This is a genomic window from Photobacterium gaetbulicola (assembly GCF_003025515.1).
Lineage (GTDB): Bacteria > Pseudomonadota > Gammaproteobacteria > Enterobacterales > Vibrionaceae > Photobacterium > Photobacterium gaetbulicola.
In genome coordinates this window covers 46,329-64,137 of the sequence record NZ_PYME01000034.1, presented here as the reverse complement: position 1 = coordinate 64,137, position 17,809 = coordinate 46,329, and the positions used below count along the sequence as shown (strand labels likewise).

Here is a 17,809-nt window from a genome sequence, read left to right as displayed (position 1 = left end):
GAGGAAAAAGCTCGGAACGTTGACGGAAGATGAACACTTAAGCTAAAAAACAACTGTCGTGATACGTTGAAAAGTTAAGTGTTCACGTTCAGCCGGAATCGGTGTTCAACTTCGCCGGAATACGCAAGAGCCTAAACAAAGCCACCGAAGCGATTGAAGAGCACAACTCATCGCTGGAAGGGGTATTGGTCACCATCGACTTCAACATCAAGAACAAGCTCTCTGATGCCAAGTTACGTGATCTACTGTCGCATTTCAGCCAGCACCGTTTGCGGAATGAAGACTTTGAACGTCCTGATATGCTGGGTACGGCTTACGAGTACTTGATCAAGATGTTTGCCGACAGTGCAGGCAAGAAGGGGGGAGAATTCTATACCCCAAGTGAAGTGGTACAACTGCTGGTGGCACTGCTTGAGCCTCATGCGGGGATGCGTATCTACGATCCAACAACGGGGTCGGGCGGTATGTTGGTGCAAACCCGTAATTACCTCAAAGAGCACGGCGAGAACCCTGCCAACCTGTCGCTGTTTGGGCAGGAAATGAACCTCAACACCTGGGCTATCTGTAAGATGAACATGTTCCTGCATGGGGTGCAGAGTGCCGATATCCGTAAGGGCGATACACTGCGCGAGCCAAAGCACACCCAAGGTGGTGAGCTTATGAGCTTTGACCGTGTTATCGCCAACCCGCCTTTCTCGCTCAAGAAGTGGGGTAAAGACGAGTGTGATAACGATGGCTTTGGTCGCTTTCCGTATGGCACACCGCCAAAAGATGCAGGTGATTTGGCATTTGTACAGCATATGATCGCCAGTACCAATGCCGAAGGTATGGTGGGTGTGGTTATGCCCCACGGTGTGCTGTTCCGAGGCTCCAGTGAAAAAGCAATTCGCCAAGGTATTTTGGAGGATGATTTGCTAGAAGTGGTCGTCGGTCTGCCATCAGGGCTGTTCTATGGCACGGGTATTCCAGCCTGTTTGCTGATCATCAACAAGAACAAGCCTGCGGATCGCCGTGGCAAGGTGCTGTTTATCAATGCCGAGCTGGAGTTTGAAGAGGGCAAGAACCAGAACAAACTGCGTGAGCAGGACATTAGCAAGATTGTGGAGACCTTCAATAACTATGTCGATGTGAAGCGTTACGCCAAGGTGGTGAAGTACTCTGAGATTGCTGAGAACGACTTTAACCTTAACATCCGTCGTTATGCCGATACCTCACCCCCAGCCGAAATCTTCGATGTGCGAGCGATTCTGCACGGTGGTGTGCCAATTCGTGAAGTACATAATGAGTACATTGAAGAAGAGGTTCTTGCAGGGTTTGATGCCTCTTTGGTGTTCGATAAAACAGACAACGACTATTACGCCTTTAAACCAAGCATTGCTAGAAAAGAGCAGATCCGTGAAGTGGCAGGTGAGGCAGAAGCCAAGGTTATCACTCAACTTGAACACTGGTGGGATAAGTACCAAGTGTCGCTGCATGAGCTTGATCTGCAAGTATTGGATGCCGAGCAGGAGATGCAGGGATACCTGAAGGAGTTGGGCTATGAGTGATTCTGTGCCTAATGATTGGCTTTTATTCAGTATTTCTGACATTTGCAATGGTAGGTATGGTGTTGTCGATGGCCCATTCGGAAGTAATTTAAAATCAGAGCATTATAGAGAAAGTGGAATTCCTGTTTTTCAAAGCGGTTTTGTTACTTCAAATCGATTTGTGAAAAAGAACTATGTTTATGTAGATAAGGAAAAATACGAAGAGCAAATTCGGAGTTCAGCTGGTCCTGGCGATATATTGATGGCAAAAATAGGTATGAACGCTGGGGCATGTGCAATAATTCCTGACGGTCACCCTATTGGCCTTTTAGCTGGCAATTCTTTGAAGATGTCTGTAAATGAGGATATCGCATCAAATTGTTATTTGGTTCATCATTTACATTTCATGCAGCAAAGCGGCGAAATACGTAAGTTGTTAACAGAAACGGCTCAGCCAGCTATTAGCATCACTACATTGAAGAAGCACTATGTACCTCTACCTCCGCTTCTTGAACAAAAGAAAATCGCCTCCACCCTTACCTCTGTCGATGACGTGATTGAAAAAACACAGGCACAAATCGGCAAGCTCAAAGACCTGAAAACAGGCATGATGCAAGAGCTGCTCACCCGTGGTGTCGGTGTGGATGGTAAGCCGCATACGGAGTTTAAAGACTCGCCAGTGGGTAGGATTCCGAAGGGGTGGGATGTTTGCTTACTTGACAAGGTGGCAAAGCGAGGTAGTGGGCATACACCGGATAAGAAAAAACCAGAGTATTGGAATGACGGTATCAAATGGGTTTCACTCACTGATTCATCTAGCTTAGATAAGCTATACATTACAGATACATCTAAAAAGATTAGCCAGCTTGGCATAGAGAACTCGTCTGCCACGTTGCACCCAACAGGTACAGTTGTGATGGCAAGAGACGCAGGTATAGGGAAAAGTGCAATCACAAGAAGCCCTATGGCTGTAAGTCAACACTTTATGGCGTGGGTTTGTGGTGACCGATTGGATAACTACTATCTATATTACTTGCTTCAATACTGGAAGCCTAAATTTGAAGCTATAGCTATGGGGAGTACGATTAAGACCATTGGCTTACCGTATTTCAAGAAGCTTCAAGTCCCATTACCAAAAATGGAAGAGCAGCAACTTATATCAAATTCGTTGAAAAGTGTTGATGGGAAGATATTTGCGCTAGAGCGAAAACATCTGCAATTGATTAATACCAAAAAAGCCCTGATGCAAGACCTCCTCACTGGCAAAGTACGTGTGAAGGTGGACAGCTAATGCTAAAAGCAATTCTTCACGGTAAAGCAGGACGTATAGAGCACAACAAGGATGAGTCGGTCAGTTGGTCACAACTGTTTAAAGCCCGTGAAGACCTGCTGACTTCGACTATCTTTGAGCGTTTTGCCTACCTTTCAGATGGGGTTCAGCACACCTTGCTGAACCACTGGTTTCAACTGCATCACGGCACCATTCCAGCCAGCTTCGGTGAGTTTGTTGATATCACCTATTGGCAACGCTTTAGCCATGAACATGATGAGGGCTCGAATCAAGTTGAGCCTGATCTCATCCTCCATTTTGATGTGTGCGACATTATCGTAGAGGTCAAGCCACCAGCGGGCGGCAATCAGTACTTCGGTCAATGGCACAAAGAAATAGAGTCCTTCCTGCAAGCTGAGGAAGATAGTCATAAATCATTGTACTTTTTGGCGATAGGGCGGATCGAGCAAGCAGACGCAGCGCGGTGGGCAAAGCGTCTGCTCTCTAAGCAACAGCAGTTGAAGGGGATTGCGGCATTAAAATGGGATGCCGTTACCACTCAGTTGTTGCAACTCGTTGGTGAGCCGTCCGAGTGCGAGCTGTCCAAACAGGACGCTCGTATTATTCAGGATATGCTGGATGGGCTAAGTCTTTATGGTCAACAAACCTCACCGTTCAAATGGGCAGAGCTGACCCGCTCTAATTTGCCTACCTTGTCACTCAATCACCCGCTACTTAGAACCGAGGTTAACCCAATAACAGAGCATGAAGACGATTCCAGTACAGATCTGGATGAACTTACACAAGCCTTCACATCGCTCGACTTACCCCGTTTTCAATCAGCTTTAAAGGAACAATAATGACCACATCAACGGGCGATCTTTTTCTTCAGGTGCGTACTGCACATCGCTTATTGGCTGCCTACTACCAGCGCTTGCATCCAAAACTTAATGCTTTAGCGACACAAGCGGATGCGACCTTTGATTTTTGGACACCACAGCTGTTTGATAAACCCGCCAGAGCGAATCCATTCAAAAAGTGGCAATGGGATTTGCTGCCAGCCGCTGTCACCCGCTATGTGTTTAAACGGGTGGTGGATACAAGCAAGGTGACACAAGGGGACTATACCCTAGAGCTGATTGTCATCAATGACACGGGGATTGTTAAGGAGAAAGGCAAAGGCCAGCCAGATGCGTTAAAGCTGCCGCAAGATGTAGAGAGTGCGCAAAGTCTTTTGCGAGTGGGCATCTACCGTGCTTGCGAGGAAAGCAGCAAAGACTATTACGCAGAGTGGAACAGCCTTGCCTATCCAAGCTATGCCGACAGTGATGCTTATCAGCGTGATAAGGGCTTTGTCACTATAGGTTTCGAGGTGCCAATTGCACAGCTAATGACGGAGGAAGGTTTCAATGCAGCAAATGAGAAGATTGCTGAATACCTGACGCTAACCGAGCAAGCCGCTTTCTCGCACACAAAGGAATGTGAGGCATAAATGGCAAACAACGAATTCGATAAAGTAGAAGCCCCCGCCATTGCCCAGTTGGTCAAACAGGGCTGGCGGTACGTGCAGGGCAAAACCCTCGCTCCCGAGCATCCAAATCAAGAGCGCGCCTATCTGCGTGATGTGGTTTTGGTGAAGCGCCTAGAATCTGCGATAAAACGGATTAACCCTTGGATCAGCGATGAGAATCTGCGCAAGGTGATGCGCGAGGTGACTCACCCCAATTTTGCCGCTTTGATGGAGTACAACCATGCCTTCTATCAGATGATGGTGAACTACCTCTCTGTTGAGCAAGATCTTGGCAAAGGACGAAAAGGGCAGACGGTAAAACTTATCGACTTCGATAATCCAGATAACAACGAGTTTCTCTGTACCAACCAGTTTAAGGTCGAAGGGGTAAACCAGAAAATCATCCCCGATATTGTCTGCTTTGTGAATGGTCTTCCGCTGGCGGTGATTGAGTGCAAGTCGCCGTACATTTCAGACCCGATGAGCAACGGTATCAATCAACTGCGCCGTTATGCCAACCTGCGCCGCAGCGAAGATCACGAAGGGGCAGAGAAGCTGTTTTGGTATAACCAACTGATGGTTTCGACCTGTCGCGATCAGGCTAAGGTGGGCACCATCAGCTCTAGCAGCCAGCACTATGGCGACTGGAAAGATGCTTATCCGTTTACAGAGCAACAGTTAGCACAGCAATCGTTAGAGGATAATGTTCTCTCTTTCCGCTCGGCAGTGGAGTTGCAGCAGCCAGACGATGCCCTAGAGGATGGGCTGTTACAGGAAGTGCCGCTCGAAGATGCCAGTCTTGCTGATTTGCGTATGGCAGCAGAGCCACCAGCCAGCTATGAGGTACTTACCGAGGTTACCGCCCAGCAACGCCTGTTGGCTGGGATGTTCAGCATCAGCAGTTTTCTCGATATCCTGCAAAACTTCATTCTGTTTGAAACTGACGACGGCAGGATGATCAAAAAGGTTGCCCGTTACCAGCAGTACCGCGCAGTGAATAAGGTGATAGCCCGACTGAAAAACGGCAGTGACCGCAAGGCTAAATCTGGCGTGGTATGGCATACCCAAGGCAGTGGTAAGTCACTGACCATGGTAATGCTGGCGGTGAAGATGCGCCGCGATCCCGAGCTACAACAGTACAAACTGGTGTTTATCACTGACCGTACTCAGCTCGACGAGCAGCTATCCAATACCTTCCGCGATGCCCAAGGCGAAACCGTCTACAACGCGGGCTCGGTGGCTGAGCTGAAAGAGCTGCTGAAAAAAGACAGTTCCGATCTGGTCACGGCCATGGTGCAGAAGTTTTCCGACCTTGAAAAAGAGCAGGAGAAACAAGGGGCTGGCAGCAAGGTGGCCGAGGGCTTTGCCGATCTCAACCCCAGCGAGAAGATCATAGTATTAGCTGACGAGGCGCATCGTACTCAGTTTGGTGGCTTAGCGATGACCATCAATGCTGCGCTGCCCAATGCGCCGAAAATTGGTTTTACAGGCACACCACTACTGAAAACCCAGAAGATGGGTCAGGCGTTTGGTGGTTATATCGATGAGTACAAGATTAACCAGGCGGTGGAAGATGGTGCGACTGTACGCCTACTGTATGAAGGCCGTGAAGTGCGCTCCGAGGTGGCGGGTGAGTCACTGGATAAGCTGTTTGAAGAGTACTTTGGTGATTACAGCGCTGAAGAGCAGCGCGAGATAAAGAAAAAGTACGGCGTAGAGCGAGCTGTGCGTGAAGCGCCTGCTCGTGTGCGCTGGGTCTGCTTGGATCTGCTTAAACACTATAAGGAAACCATCCGCCCTGATGGTTTTAAAGCGATGATTGTGGTCGGCAGTCGTCATGTGGCCGCGCTATTTAAGAAGACGCTGGATGAGCTCGATGCGCCACCATCAGAGGTGATTATCTCCGGTGATCACAATGATGAAAAATATATCGCGCAGTACACAGACAAAACTCATCATAAGAAGGTTATCAGCAACTTCAAAAAGCCATTTGGTATCGACGAGCAAGGCACGGCCGATAAAGACAAGAAGTTCGACAATACTGCCTTTTTGATCGTCAAAGATATGCTATTGACAGGCTTTGATGCACCAATCGCACAGGTGATGTATATCGACCGTAAGTTGCAAGACCATACTTTGATGCAGGCGATTGCACGGGTAAACCGTACCTACAAGGGCAAGCGTTGTGGTTATGTGGTGGATTACTACGGTTTGGCTACCCATCTCACTGAAGCGTTGGAGCTGTTTAGTAGTGAAGATGTAGATGGTACTTACCAAAGCCTTAAAGACGAATTGCCTAAGCTGAAAGCCAAACACACTTTGGCCATGTCATTCTTCAAGCACGTCAAAAGTGATGATATTGATGACTATGTGCTGGCTCTGAAAAGTGAAACGGTACGGGCGCAGTTTGATATGGCGTTCAAGCAGTTCGCCAAACAGTTCAACGTGATTCTGCCAGACCCTTCCGTTGCCCCTTATATCCCGGATATGAAGCTGCTGGGTAAAATCCACAATGCAGCAAAGACTAAGTACCGCGACGAAGGGCTGGACATGCGTGATATCGGCGAGAAGGTGCGCCAGCTGGTGGATGAGCATATCCTCAGCACAGGGGTAGACCCAAAAATCCCGCCAATTGACCTGCTGGCAGCCAATTTCAAAGAGAGCATCAAGCCTGCCAAATCTGATGAGTCCAAAGCATCGGAGATTGAGAGTGCCATCAAGCACCATATCACCATCAACATTGATGAAGATCCGGAGTATTACCGTTCACTGAGCTTGCGCCTGCGCGACATTATCGAGAAGACTCACGGCCAATGGGAGCAACAGCTTGAGTTACTGCTGGAGATGACCGATGACATTAAAACCGGCCACCAGCAAGCCGCGCAGGATGTTGGACTATCTGAAACGGAGTTTGCCTTCTACAACATTCTAATGGCTGAGGTAGTGCAGGTTAGCGATGGCGATGTGATTGATGAAGCCACGCATGAGTCTATCAAAGATACGACGCAAACCTTGGTGCAGATGCTGGATGAAGCGACTAAGATAATCGACTTTTTCAATAAGCCAGACGAGATAAAGCGGATGAAGAAAGAGATTAAACGCACCGTGCTCGATCAGTCTTTCGGCAAAAGAGAACTGGTTAGTGTGTTACAAGAGCGTTTTATGGACTTGGCGAAAATCAAGTTCAGTCATCAGGCGGCAGGCTTGTAATCAATGAGCGTGAATACAAAATCATCAGATAGGCTAACGCAGGTAGTGCAGGGCGATGGATATGATGTGGTTATCGAGCGTTCATCTCGTCGCAAAACGGCTGCTTTGAAGATTGACGGTGGTTTGGTGACATTAGTAGCTCCCCGTCAGTTGCCGATAGAGCGTATCGAGCAGCTGGTGGCGGATAAACATCGCTGGATAATCGAGAAGCTGGCTCATGCGGCTCTCGCCAAGCCTGCTAGTAGCAATCAATTCGTATCTGGGGAGGCTTACCCTTACTTAGGGCGTAACTATCGCTTAAAAGTCCTTACAGGCGATTTGATTGCGCCAAAACTGGTAAACGGCAGAATTACGGTTACCGTACCAGCCCCTAAACAGCAACCTCACTACATTCGGCGCTTGCTGCAAAGCTGGTACAAGCGCAATGCAGACCGTAAGATCCGAGAGAAAGTTCGCCGCTATCGCAAGCTGGTGGGAGTTGAAACTGGTGTGGTTCGCATTAAGGATTTCAAAAGCCGCTGGGGCAGTTGCACGCCGTATGGCGACTTGGAGTTCAACTGGGTGATTGTGATGGCACCCAACCGAGTGGTGGACTACGTTGTTGTCCATGAGCTGTGTCACTTGCTGCACCATGACCACTCAACGCAGTTCTGGAAGGAAGTTGAAAGAGTTATGCCCGACTACAAAGAGCACCGGGAGTGGCTCAAGCAGCGCGGGCATGGGTTGGTAGTGTAGTATTACTAACCTTCCCAAGGGGCGGGGCGTTTCATCAGCCACTCGGTCAAATGGTCGCTTTGTGTTTTTGTGTAGCCACGTGCAAACTTCGAATAGGGCATTACAAGCTGGTGAATATGAAATTTCAGATGCTGGCTAGCCGTTTCTTTGTAATACTCGTCAAGGGCGCTCTGGATTATTAATAATGCGTCTTGGTCTTCGATTTCAAAGATTGAGTACTTAACAGATTCCAAGGCCATCCGATCTCGCTCTATGACACGAAATACCTTGTTCCATTCTATTTTCGGCTCTAGCATCAAGCGTTTGATAGAAAAGTAAGCGGCTCTTGCTTGCTCTACTATCCGCATATCATGCCGAACCTCAAACATCGTCATTGGCGGCTCTTTTCGAGCATTTTGCCGTGAGGCTAGCTTTCCTTCTTTGGTTCTTGGCCCCGTAGAGCCACCTCCGTGTAGTTTGCAACGTCCGTTATGTTTGTTACCTCTACGATTGCAAGGTGAACCACTGCGAGTTTTTGCCCCACAGAGGGGCAGAGTGTCTAGGTTGAATCTGGTCATTTAGTTTTGTCTATCACGTTGCGTAACTTGTTCAAGATGATCCATTAGTGCGACATGTAAGAAATTACCCTTTACTCAAAACCGCAGCTAATATCTTGTTAACTATGGCTTTAATGTCTTTTTCAAGAATTGCGCACTTTTCGGTTCATGGGGTTGGTTTCAGCCCCGAGAGGATTTCTGCGCAATAGCGACATTCTTTATCGGTGAGGTAGACGGTTTACTAGTTCTGTCACCATGATATCTAGTTGCCCTTCTACCAGCACCTTTGCCTGCTGAGTGGATTCGAGTTCAGCTTGGAGGCTGCTAATGCGCTCTTTTAGTGTTTTGATAACCTTATCTTTGACTCTGGACTCTTCTATGACTTTCGTATCTACAGGGCTTAGGTAGTATTTTATTGACTTGTTCAGTGTACCTAGTGTGATTTGTTCCCTTTCACAGAACGATTTTTTTGTGAGTTTAGGGTATGTTGTTTTCTCATCAAGGAATGCTTTTCCATATTTGTGCATCACTTCTTTACTCCTTTTGTGATACTTGTGATGGTAAATTTCTATAGATGAGGCGGATTTTCCGCCCTTAAATTGGTGCTATAAGGTCGTTTAATAGCGGTTTTTTCGCCATTAAATGACTAAAAGGAAAGGTGTTTGATGTTTTAAGGTTGGTTTTACCGCCCTTAAAGTGTTTTTAATGGTGTTTTTTCTTACCCTGATTATTTTAGTGAGCGTTTTGGATAAGCTTTAGCACCTTCGTCCATACCATCTTTATCGGAGTTGATTTCTTCCCAAGATAAAGCATATCGATAAGGATCTTTGGGGTATCGTGGGACACGAGTGACTCTTAACCAATCTTTGTCTTTTAGTTCTTTTAAGCATGCTTTCAGTCGGTCTTTCTTCCATCCCCATGGTTTTAGAATCTCTAATGTTCCTTTCAACCATCCATTGTTATAGCCGTTGTACTGGCGTGCTATAGTCCACAACAATGACTGTGCAGGGGCAGATAAAGATTGGTAGTCTTTGTGGTCAATAATTGCGTGCAGTGCCATTACAAATCCTCCTTTGGGACCGCGACCATTTGGCCGCATGCCCTTACTGTTTGTCTTTCTGCGATGGTTCACTAACTATTGTCCAGCCACGTCAGAATTTCGCTCAATTTCCACGCAACAGATCTTGGGCCTAGAACCACGCGCTTAGGGAATCGGTCATCTTGTTCAAGCTTGTAGCAATGGCTCCGACTAATAGACGTGATCAGTCGCCGCTCGCGCTCTCGAATGAGCCGATCGGTTTGCACTATTTGGTTTGTGGGTGCAGCGGGCAGGTGTTGAAGTGCTTTTGCCATCAATCTTTCCAGAATGTTGTCTTGAATTGACCTCATTCTGTCTGATTGGGATACCTCAATAAATTGGCTGCTAGTTTATTGGTGGTTTAAACAAGCTGAGAGATGAATACCTCAATAGCTTCATGTTCGGCTTGTCGTGCTCGCCCCTTTCTGAATGCCGTTTTGGGTGCAAAGCCTGCTGTATATTTCATGATGGTATTGAACGCTGGCTTGAGCTTGTCTTTGAATGCGTCACGATTTAAAATTTTGTTGACTAATGCTCCGATCTGACACTCTTTGTGTCTAACTACCTCATAGAAGGTTTTTACCGCCCTTATTATCCAGTCTATTGCTGCATTGGTTTGGCGCTTACTCTTCATTCCCCCATGGATTTTGGCTACTCGATCTTTGACTATATCGTTTAGGAGGCCTTCAGCGATATCGCACTGTTCCAGTTGCTTTATATGACAGTTATCCAAGGCCGCTTTGATCAATCTTTCTAGATATTCCTTGGATTCTTGGCTAGCAATCTCTTGAACTGCCTTGTTCACAGCCTTGGCTACTGCATTTAGTGGGAAAATGTCAGTGAGCTGAGAAAGTTCGGTTGAATGTAAAGTATCCAGCCCTTCCATTATTTTCTGGAGGCCGCCTAATGGCTGAACCTTTCCTTCGTGTCCTGCAAGTGTTTCTTTGTCGAGCTGAATGATCACTGGTTTCAAAATGCTACTAATCCAATGCGATTTGAGAGTTGGGGTACATGTGGGGGTACATGTATAAAAAAACCGCGAACTCAAAAGTATTGAATTCACGGTTTTTCAATTGTTTACGATAGAACTATCAGTTCATGCCGTATTTTTTCAGTTTCTTGCGAAGAGTACCGCGGTTGATACCCATCATGGTTGCCGCGCGCGTTTGGTTACCGCGGGTGTACTGCATGATGGTGTCCAGTAGTGGCTGCTCAACTTCAGCAAGCACTAGCTCGTACAGATCATCGACTTCCTGACCGTTTAGTTGAGCCAGGTAGTTTTTCAGTGACGCCTTAACAGAGTCACGAAGTGGCTTCTGTGTGATTTGGTCCTGTGAAGTAACAGTAGTTACTGTCAATGCTTCGGAAGTCAGATTTTGTTCGAACATATTCTGTAAGCTCTTCTCGTATTTATGCAACGTTGTCGAAGTAGCCTTGCAGCGCATCGAGTTGCTGTTGGGCATCCTCGATTGCGTTGAAGGTCCGGCGGAAATCACCTGCTGGGGCATGCTCTTTCAAATACCAGCCCACGTGCTTGCGTGCGATACGCAAGCCTAGGTACTCGCCGTAGAAGCGGTGGAGTTCCTGAACATGGCCCAGCATGATGCTACCAACTTCATCGAATGATGGAGCCGGCAGGTGTTCGCCAGTTGTTAAGTAATGGTGGATTTCCTGGAAAATCCACGGCCGACCTTGCGCAGGGCGGCCAATCATCAAGCCATCGGCACCGGTGTAATCCAGTACAAAGCGTGCCTTCTCCGGTGAGTCGATATCACCGTTCGCAATCACCGGAATCGAGATCGCTTCTTTCACTGCCTTGATGTAATCGTATTCTGCCTCGCCTTTGTACATACAGGCTTTGGTCCGGCCGTGCAGAGCCAGCGCCTGGATGCCACATTGTTCGGCACGTTTGGCAATATCGACACAGTTTCGGTTTTCAAGATCCCAGCCAGTACGGGTTTTGAGCGTCACCGGAACATCAACCGCCTCGACGACGGTGCGAAGGATATCTTCGATCAGTTCGGGATACTGCAGCAGGGCTGAGCCTGCTAGGCGTTTGTTGACCTTCTTGGCTGGACAGCCCATGTTGATATCGATGATTTGCGCACCGTTTTCAACACTGAACTGTGCCGCCTCGGCCATCAGTTTGGGATCAGCGCCAGCGATTTGCACCGAGCGGATCCCCGACTCGCCTTCATGTACCATGCGGTTCTGGGACTTGGACGTTTTCCACAGGTCTGGGTTAGACGACATCATTTCGCTTACAGCCATGCCTGCCCCGTAGCGCAGGCATAGTTCACGAAATGGCCGATCGGTCACACCTGCCATTGGGGCGACTATCAGCTGGTTGTTAAGTTGATAAGGACCGATCTTCAAACGTCTATTCCTGACTATGCCAGTAAGGGCGCGCATTTTACGCATTTTTTCCCCTTCTGAAAAGGCCAATAATTGAGCATTTAGGTTTTGACTTTCAAAACTGTACTTTTTTCAATCAATTGACTGTTAATCGAAGAGGAAAAAGTCGATTATGCTTTGCGCCCAGAGATGCGGCACCACTCTTCGCGGGCGGCAATTGGGTCAAGCGATAGCTCGTCGCTGTAATAGGTCGCGACATCTTCTGCCTGGCTCTCAAGCACGCCGGAGATAGCCAGCAGGCCGTTGTCTTTGACCAGGCTCTTGATCACCGGCGATAGCTCGCGCAGCGGGCCAGCCAAGATGTTGGCGACAACCACGTCAGCCTGGATACCTTCTGGCTGATCCTGAGGCAGGTAAAGCTCGAGGTTATCTGCCACGCCATTGCGTTCGGCATTGTCGCGGGAGGCTTGGATTGCCTGCGGATCGATGTCAATACCGATCACCTTCTTGGCACCCAGCTTCAGAGCGGCAATCGCCAGGATGCCCGAGCCACAGCCGAAGTCGATAATGGTTTTGCCTGCCAGATCCTGGCCGTCCAGCCACTCAAGGCAAAGCGAGGTGGTCGGGTGGGTACCGGTCCCGAACGCCAGGCCCGGATCCAGCATCACGTTTACTGCATCTGGCTCTGGGACTTCACGCCAGCTTGGGCAAATCCACAGGCGACGGCCAAAGCGCATTGGGTGGAAGTTGTCCATCCACTCGCGCTCCCAGTCCTTGTCTTCCAACTGCTCGATCTTGTGAGCAAAATCGTCGGCAATCAGCGGGCTGTTGTTTAGCATCTCCAGGACAAAGTTCATATCCGTTTCTGCATCGTACAGGCCGACCACATCGGTATCGCCCCACAAGCGGGTTTCACCCGGCAGAGGTTCGAATACCGGCGTGTCCTGAGCATCAAGGAAGGTTACCGAGACTGCGCCCGTCTCTTCCATCAGCATGTCGCCGATAGCTTCAGCATTCTCAGCCGTCGCGTTCAGTTTGATTTGAATCCAAGGCATGGTTATTTCGCTTTTAGGTTAGCTAAATTCAAGGATGCGGAGTCTAGCATGATTTTTAGCCAGTTAAAAAAAAGATAGCACCCGAAGGTGCTATCAGTAGGCTGTTTTAGACCTGTTGCAGGGTCTGCTGCGGTACTGGCCTCGCCAGGCTCCCCCCAACGAAGGTGACAAGGCTAATTGCTAGCGTTGGCACGATGGCATGGATACCGCCTAAGTCGGGCTTAAGCAGCGATAGGGCAATATAACAGGCCAATCCGCTGACCATTGAGGCGAAGGCTCCAGTCGCTGAGGCCCTTTTCCAATAGAGGCCCAGGACCAGCGGCCATAGGAAAACTGCCTGCATGCCGCCAAAGGCGAGCAGGTTGAGCCAGATGATCATATCCGGCGGATTGGTGGCAGCGACGAAGACCAGCAGTGAGAAAATGCCGGTGACCCATAGCGATAGCTTCGGGAGTCGGCTTTCCGCTTCTGGTCCGTGAGCGGCTTTCGGGTTGATGTAGTTGAGGTACAGATCCTTGAGCAGGGTGGCCGAGGCCTGGATCAGCTGGGAGTCAATAGTCGACATAATGGCTGCCATCGGCCCGGCGAGGAAGACGCCGGCGACCACAGGCGGCAGCACCGTTATCATCAATGTCGGCATGATCTGATCCGGGCTGGCAATATCCGGCACGATGGCTCGGCCCAGCGCGCCGGCGAGGTGCATGCCGAGCATCAGGAAGGCCACCATGGCGGTACTGATCACCATGCCCTTGTGCAGGGAGTCGGTCGATTTATAGGACATGCAGCGCACCGCCGCATGGGGCAGGCCGATGACGCCGAAACACACCAGCACCCAGAAACTGAGCATGAAAGGTTGGCTGAGGAAGTTGTCAGGGCCGAATGGGGTGATCAGAGCCGGATCGATACGGTGGAGCTCGCCCATCATTTCGCCAATGCTGCCCCCGGCGTGGACGATACCAACCAGCAGCGCAATGGTGCCGATGATCATCATGATCCCCTGCACGGTATCGGTCATGACCACGGCGCGAAAGCCCCCGATAGTGGTGTAGAGGCCGACGGTGGCGGCAAACAAGATCAAACCGTGGTGGTAGGACAGGCCTGTGACGGTTTGCAGCAGGCGCGCACCGCCGACAAACTGCACCACCATGGTGCCGAAGAACGCCAGCAATAGTGCTAGTGAGGCAAAGATCACCACGGCCCGGTTTTTATAGCGGGCATAGAGAATATCGTTCAGCGTCAGGGCGTTGTGGCGGCGCGCCTCGATGGCAAATTTCTTGCCCAGTACTCCGAGGGTCAGCCAGGCGGCCGGTAGCTGGATCATTGCCAGCAGTACCCAGCCGAGGCCCATTTTGTAGGCCGCACCCGGTCCGCCGATGAACGAGCTGGCACTGGCATACGTCGCTGCTAGCGTCATCGCCAGGACAAAGCCGCCCATGCTGCGGTTGCCGACCAGGTATTCGTTGAGAAAGCCGCTGCCACTGCCGCGGTGGCGGCGGGTGTAGATCGCAAGGCCGAACACGGCCATCAGATATAAGACGAGGGGGATCAGCAGTTGGCTATTCATCATCCGCCTCCTGTTCGACTTCAAGCGACATGTCGCGGTAGAGATATTTCACCATCAGGCCACAGAGCACGGTGAACAGGACAGGGCCGATGATACAGGCCAGGAGGAACCATAAAGGAAATCCCCAGTACAGGGTAGGCAGGCTTTCGTCTATGCCGCTAGGGGCAAAAGCATAGGCCGAGATATACCACCAGGCGAAGTAGGCCAAAGCGAGGCCGACTGCCCATTTGGCTTCCTTGTGGGCCTGGCGATAGCGCGCAGACAGCGTTTTCATGGTGTTGTTTCCGGTTGATGGGCAGCGAAGGGGCAATCAAAGGATGCGCCTTTGCTCATTCTTCATACAAATTTAAGGAGGCTATTGTGGCAAAAGTTAGCAGGGAGCGCTAGGAAGTGAGCGAAAATGCGATACAAAGAGATAAAAAAAGCTGCCGAAGCAGCTTTTTCCTTGAAGGTGTCAACCTTATTGCAGGCCGAGTTTCTTCTCGAGGTAGTGGATATTGGCACCACCGTGCTGGAAGTTCTCGTCTGCCATGATTTCCTGCTGAAGGGGAACGTTGGTCTTGATACCGTCGATGATCATCTCACCCAGCGCGTTCTTCATGCGGGCAATCGCCACGTCACGGTTCTCACCGAAGGTGATCAGCTTGCCGATCATTGAATCGTAGAATGGCGGTACACTGTAGCCGGTGTAGATGTGCGACTCCCAGCGTACGCCCATGCCGCCAGGCGCGTGAAAACGTTCGATTTTGCCTGGGCAAGGCAGGAAGCGCTCAGGATCTTCGGCGTTGATACGGCACTCAACCGCGTGGCCTTTGATCTTGATGTCATCCTGAGTGTATGACAGTGGCTGACCCGCGGCGATGCGCAGCTGCTCTTTGATCAGGTCAACGCCGGTGACCATCTCGGTCACTGGGTGCTCAACCTGGATACGGGTGTTCATTTCGATGAAGTAGAATTCACCGTTCTCGTAAAGGAACTCGAAGGTACCGGCACCGCGGTAGCCGATTTCGATACAGGCGCGGGTACAGCGCTCACCGATGTACTTGCGCATTTCCTCGGTGATGCCCGGAGCCGGGGCTTCTTCTACCACTTTCTGGTGGCGGCGCTGCATTGAACAGTCACGCTCACCCAGGTGGATGGCACCGCCCTGGCCGTCAGCCAGTACCTGAACTTCGATATGGCGTGGGTTTTCCAGGAATTTCTCCATGTAAACCATATCGTTGTTGAAAGCTGCCTTGGCTTCGGCACGGGTCATCTGGATAGCTTCGATCAGCTCAGCTTCGCTGCGTACCACACGCATACCACGGCCACCGCCGCCGCCTGATGCCTTGATGATCACCGGGTAGCCGATGCGCTTGGCAAAGGCTTTGTTCTTGGCTTCATCGTTATCCAGTGGACCGTCAGAGCCTGGTACACAAGGAACGCCGGCTTTTTTCATCGAGGTGATCGCAGAAACCTTGTCACCCATTAGGCGGATGGTCTCGGCTTTCGGGCCAACGAAAATAAAGCCAGAGCGCTCTACCTGCTCGGCAAAATCAGCGTTTTCAGACAGGAAACCGTAACCCGGGTGGATTGCCACCGCACCGGTGATTTCTGCCGCACTGATGATGCGCGGAATGTTCAGGTAGCTCTCGGTACTCTTGGCCGGACCGATGCAGATCGCCTCGTCAGCCAGCAGTACGTGTTTGAGATCGCGGTCAGCCGTGGAGTGCACCGCGACCGTCTTGATACCGAGCTCTTTACATGCGCGCAGGATACGCAGCGCAATCTCGCCTCGGTTAGCAATTACAATTTTATCTAGCATAAAAGGCCCCGGTTACTCGATGATAACTAGCGGCTGGTCGAACTCAACGGCATCGCCGTCTTCTGCCAGGATAGCTACAACCGTACCGGCTTTGTCAGCTTCGATCTGGTTCATCATCTTCATCGCTTCGACGATACATAGAGTATCACCGGCATTGACAGTCTGGCCGACTTCAACAAATGGTTTCGCATCAGGGCTAGGCGCACGGTAGAAGCTACCTACCATTGGCGATAGGACCTGGTGGCCAGCAGGCGCGGCAGCAGCGGCCGGTGCTTCGGCAGCAGGAGCTGCGGCTGGAGCGGCAGCAGCTGGAGCGGCAACCGGTGCTGGAGCGGCGATCACCTGAGTCGGCGCTGCTACTGGGGCAGTGGCACGGCTGATGCGAACGGACTCTTCACCTTCAGAGATTTCCAGCTCGGCAATACCAGACTCTTCTACTAGCTCAATCAGTTTTTTGATTTTACGAATATCCATTTATCTTTCTCTTTTATGTTCAGTTGGCGTCTGCTTGCAGGCGGCGAACCGCAGCTTGCAGGGCGAATTCATAACCATCTGGGCCCAAACCGCAGATCACCCCAACAGCCTTATCTGACAGGTAGGAGTGGTGGCGGAATGGTTCCCGGGCATGAACATTAGACAGGTGTATTTCAATGAACGGGATGCTGACCCCCAACAGGGCATCGCGGATAGCAACGCTGGTGTGGGTAAAGGCAGCCGGATTGATCAGGATGAAATCGACCGTGCCGTGGGCCTGGTGGATCGCTTCGATAATCTCGTGCTCCGCGTTCGATTGGATGTGGTCTAGCGTCACGCCTAACTCGGTAGCTTTGGCAGTTAAGTGCGTTACGATCTGTGCCAGTGACTGCTGGCCGTAATGCCCCGGCTCGCGTAAACCCAGTAGGTTCAGGTTCGGGCCATTGATCAGTATAATTCGTTGAACGGTCGACATCTTGACGTTATATCACTTGTATTTGAGGTTTTACTCTAGCAACGTGCAAAAATCTGAAAAGTTGCTTCCCTGTGTTCCGATGTTATCTGCCAAAACATGCTTGATGTGCAATTATAGAGAATTCACCGCAAATCGCAGCAAAATACTGGTCTAATCACCACATTTTAATTTGTACACGTGTACGCTGCTTGGCGCTCGAGGGGGGTGAATGGAATTT

The 17,809-nt window shown here is 50.2% G+C and carries 19 protein-coding genes and 1 pseudogene; 6 read left to right on the top strand and 14 right to left on the bottom strand.

The features are described 5' to 3' along the window. The first annotated feature begins 101 nt into the window (after nt 1-101). The 6 genes from C9J03_RS22780 to C9J03_RS22755 are packed head-to-tail and all read left to right on the top strand — an operon-like array spanning nt 102 to nt 8,251. Nucleotides 102-1,547 carry a type I restriction-modification system subunit M gene (locus tag C9J03_RS22780; protein ID WP_231580695.1) on the top strand — a complete coding sequence of 482 codons (1,446 nt, stop codon included), beginning with the start codon at nt 102-104 and terminating at the stop codon, nt 1,545-1,547. After that, nucleotides 1,540-2,817, top strand: a complete 1,278-nt coding sequence (locus tag C9J03_RS22775) for a restriction endonuclease subunit S (protein ID WP_052829705.1) — start codon at nt 1,540-1,542, stop codon at nt 2,815-2,817. The genes C9J03_RS22780 and C9J03_RS22775 overlap by 8 nt, the downstream gene beginning before the upstream one ends. Then, nucleotides 2,817-3,656 (top strand): hypothetical protein, encoded by an 840-nt coding sequence (locus C9J03_RS22770; RefSeq protein ID WP_052829704.1) that lies wholly within the window; start codon nt 2,817-2,819, stop codon nt 3,654-3,656. The genes C9J03_RS22775 and C9J03_RS22770 overlap by 1 nt, the downstream gene beginning before the upstream one ends. After that, on the top strand, nt 3,656-4,288 hold the full coding sequence (locus C9J03_RS22765) for a hypothetical protein (protein WP_044622086.1): 633 nt from the start codon (nt 3,656-3,658) through the stop codon (nt 4,286-4,288). The genes C9J03_RS22770 and C9J03_RS22765 overlap by 1 nt, the downstream gene beginning before the upstream one ends. Beyond that, entirely contained in the window at nt 4,289-7,516 is a 3,228-nt protein-coding gene (locus C9J03_RS22760) for a type I restriction endonuclease subunit R (RefSeq protein WP_044622085.1), read from the top strand. Nucleotides 7,517-7,519: 3 nt separating this feature from the next. After that, complete coding sequence (locus tag C9J03_RS22755) at nt 7,520-8,251, top strand: M48 family metallopeptidase (RefSeq protein ID WP_044622084.1); 732 nt, start codon at nt 7,520-7,522, stop codon at nt 8,249-8,251. Nucleotides 8,252-8,256: 5 nt separating this feature from the next. Here C9J03_RS22755 and C9J03_RS22750 read toward each other — a convergent pair whose 3' ends face one another. The 14 genes and pseudogenes from C9J03_RS22750 to aroQ all read right to left on the bottom strand — a co-directional run bounded on the left by C9J03_RS22750 (nt 8,257) and on the right by aroQ (nt 17,592). Next, nucleotides 8,257-8,625, bottom strand: coding sequence for a hypothetical protein (locus C9J03_RS22750; protein ID WP_052260592.1), 369 nt, complete (start codon nt 8,623-8,625; stop codon nt 8,257-8,259). Nucleotides 8,626-8,673: 48 nt separating this feature from the next. Beyond that, nucleotides 8,674-8,808, bottom strand: a pseudogene (locus tag C9J03_RS27330) (HGGxSTG domain-containing protein); the annotation flags it as partial. Nucleotides 8,809-9,005: 197 nt separating this feature from the next. After that, complete coding sequence (locus C9J03_RS22745; RefSeq protein ID WP_146149105.1) at nt 9,006-9,317, bottom strand: hypothetical protein; 312 nt, start codon at nt 9,315-9,317, stop codon at nt 9,006-9,008. A gap of 197 nt (nt 9,318-9,514) precedes the next feature. Then, a complete protein-coding gene (locus C9J03_RS22740; RefSeq protein ID WP_052829703.1) occupies nt 9,515-9,847 on the bottom strand; it encodes a hypothetical protein in 333 nt (110 codons plus the stop codon). A 71-nt stretch (nt 9,848-9,918) separates the two neighbouring features. Further along, on the bottom strand, nt 9,919-10,140 hold the full coding sequence (locus C9J03_RS22735) for an AlpA family phage regulatory protein (RefSeq protein ID WP_044622082.1): 222 nt from the start codon (nt 10,138-10,140) through the stop codon (nt 9,919-9,921). Between the two features lie 86 nt (nt 10,141-10,226). Continuing rightward, nucleotides 10,227-10,838: a hypothetical protein gene (locus C9J03_RS22730; protein WP_044622081.1), complete on the bottom strand. Its 612-nt coding sequence runs from the start codon at nt 10,836-10,838 to the stop codon at nt 10,227-10,229. 118 nt (nt 10,839-10,956) lie between these two features. Then, nucleotides 10,957-11,253 carry a DNA-binding transcriptional regulator Fis gene (fis, locus tag C9J03_RS22725; RefSeq protein WP_005372656.1) on the bottom strand — a complete coding sequence of 99 codons (297 nt, stop codon included), beginning with the start codon at nt 11,251-11,253 and terminating at the stop codon, nt 10,957-10,959. Nucleotides 11,254-11,275: 22 nt separating this feature from the next. After that, nucleotides 11,276-12,241 (bottom strand): tRNA dihydrouridine synthase DusB, encoded by a 966-nt coding sequence (dusB, locus tag C9J03_RS22720; protein ID WP_044622080.1) that lies wholly within the window; start codon nt 12,239-12,241, stop codon nt 11,276-11,278. A gap of 149 nt (nt 12,242-12,390) precedes the next feature. Next, complete coding sequence (prmA, locus tag C9J03_RS22715) at nt 12,391-13,275, bottom strand: 50S ribosomal protein L11 methyltransferase (protein WP_044622079.1); 885 nt, start codon at nt 13,273-13,275, stop codon at nt 12,391-12,393. A 106-nt stretch (nt 13,276-13,381) separates the two neighbouring features. Then, nucleotides 13,382-14,839, bottom strand: coding sequence for a sodium/pantothenate symporter (gene panF / locus C9J03_RS22710; RefSeq protein ID WP_044622078.1), 1,458 nt, complete (start codon nt 14,837-14,839; stop codon nt 13,382-13,384). Then, a complete protein-coding gene (locus C9J03_RS22705; RefSeq protein ID WP_039458683.1) occupies nt 14,832-15,113 on the bottom strand; it encodes a YhdT family protein in 282 nt (93 codons plus the stop codon). Before C9J03_RS22705 ends, panF begins: the two co-directional genes overlap by 8 nt. A gap of 186 nt (nt 15,114-15,299) precedes the next feature. Then, nucleotides 15,300-16,643, bottom strand: coding sequence for an acetyl-CoA carboxylase biotin carboxylase subunit (accC, locus tag C9J03_RS22700; protein ID WP_044622077.1), 1,344 nt, complete (start codon nt 16,641-16,643; stop codon nt 15,300-15,302). A gap of 12 nt (nt 16,644-16,655) precedes the next feature. Continuing rightward, a complete protein-coding gene (gene accB, locus C9J03_RS22695) occupies nt 16,656-17,117 on the bottom strand; it encodes an acetyl-CoA carboxylase biotin carboxyl carrier protein (RefSeq protein ID WP_044622076.1) in 462 nt (153 codons plus the stop codon). Nucleotides 17,118-17,136: 19 nt separating this feature from the next. After that, nucleotides 17,137-17,592: a type II 3-dehydroquinate dehydratase gene (aroQ, locus tag C9J03_RS22690; RefSeq protein ID WP_044622075.1), complete on the bottom strand. Its 456-nt coding sequence runs from the start codon at nt 17,590-17,592 to the stop codon at nt 17,137-17,139. Nucleotides 17,593-17,809: the final 217 nt, after the last annotated feature.